This window comes from Planctomycetota bacterium, assembly GCA_016872555.1.
Classification (GTDB): Bacteria; Planctomycetota; Planctomycetia; order Pirellulales; family UBA1268; genus F1-20-MAGs016.
Map to the genome: position 1 here is coordinate 1 of VGZO01000153.1, position 1,251 is coordinate 1,251.

The window sequence follows — 1,251 nt, forward strand, 5'->3', positions numbered from 1 at the left end:
CAGGGCTGCCAGGCGCGGCAATCGCCTGCCCAGCCGTGCACGGCGATCAGCTGGGTGGTGCAGGCCGCCTGGCTCATGGTGATCCGAGGGCGCCGATCAGCTGCTCCAGGCTGCCAGGGGGCAGATCGTGGCGCAGCACCAGCCGCAGGCGCGCCGTGCCAGCAGGCACCGTGGGCGGGCGGATCGCCACGCTGAGCAGCCCGGCCTGCTCCAGCTGCTGCTGCAGGGCCAGGGCGCGTTGGTTGTCGCCCACCAGCAGCGGCAGGATCGGGCCGTTCCCCGGCGGCCGCGGCCAGCCAGCCGCTTCCAACCGATCGCGCCAGCGATGGGCGCGATCCAGCAGTTGGCTGGCGCGCTCAGGCTGCTCCTGAATCTGCGTTAGGGCCGCGAGCGACGCTGCCGCCAGGGGCGGGGCCAGGGCCGTGGTGTATCGGTAAGGGCCGGAGTGCTGCAGCAACCACTCCCCCACCAGCGCCTCGCCCGCCAGAAAGGCACCGCCGCTGCCGAAGGCTTTGCCGAAGGTGCCGCTGATCAGGCTCACGCCCGGCAGGCCAGTGCCAAGGCCGCGGCCGCCGGGGCCCAGCACCCCCAGGGCATGGGCTTCATCCAGCAGCAGGGCGGCGTTGTGGCGCTGGCACAGCGCACTGAGGCGCTCCGCATCGGGGGAGGTGCCCTCCATCGAGAACAGGCTTTCGCTGATCACCAGCAGCCTGCGTTGGGGCTGCTCGCGGCGCGCCTGCAGCAGGCGCTGCTCCAGCGCATCGAGCTGGTTGTGGGCGAAGCGCTGCAGCCGCGCGCCGCTGGCGCGAACGCCCACGAGCAGGGAGTGATGGATCAGCCGATCGGCGAGCACCAGGGTGTGGCGATCGGCCAGGGCCTGCACCGCCGCCAGGTTGGCTTGAAAACCACTCGGGAAGAGCAGCACTCGCTCGCGCTCCAGCCAGGCGGCCAGCGCGGCTTCCAGCTGCTCATGCACGCTGCGCCCGCCGCTCACCAGCCGCGACGCACCGGCACCCACGCCCTCGCTGTGCATCGCCTGGCTGGCAGCCGCCACCAGAGCGGGATGCGCGGCCAGGCCTAAGTAATCGTTGCTGGCCAGATCCAGCAGGGCCGGGCTGCCGGCGGCTGTGTGTTGCAGGCCAGCTACACCAGCTGGCCGCCAGTGGCGCGGCTGGCGGCGCCGGTCGGCGGGCAGTTGCTCGAGATCGTTCGCCAGGGGCGCCCGCCAGGAGCTCTCTGCGCCGGTGGCGT

The 1,251-nt window shown here is 72.7% G+C and carries 1 protein-coding gene; it reads right to left on the reverse strand.

Annotated features, from left to right (window positions below; translation table 11 throughout):
* Positions 1 to 73: 73 nt before the first annotated feature.
* Complete coding sequence (locus FJ309_17655) at positions 74 to 1,195, reverse strand: aminotransferase class I/II-fold pyridoxal phosphate-dependent enzyme (GenBank protein ID MBM3956400.1); 1,122 nt, start codon at positions 1,193 to 1,195, stop codon at positions 74 to 76.
* Between the last annotated feature and the right edge of the window lie 56 nt (positions 1,196 to 1,251).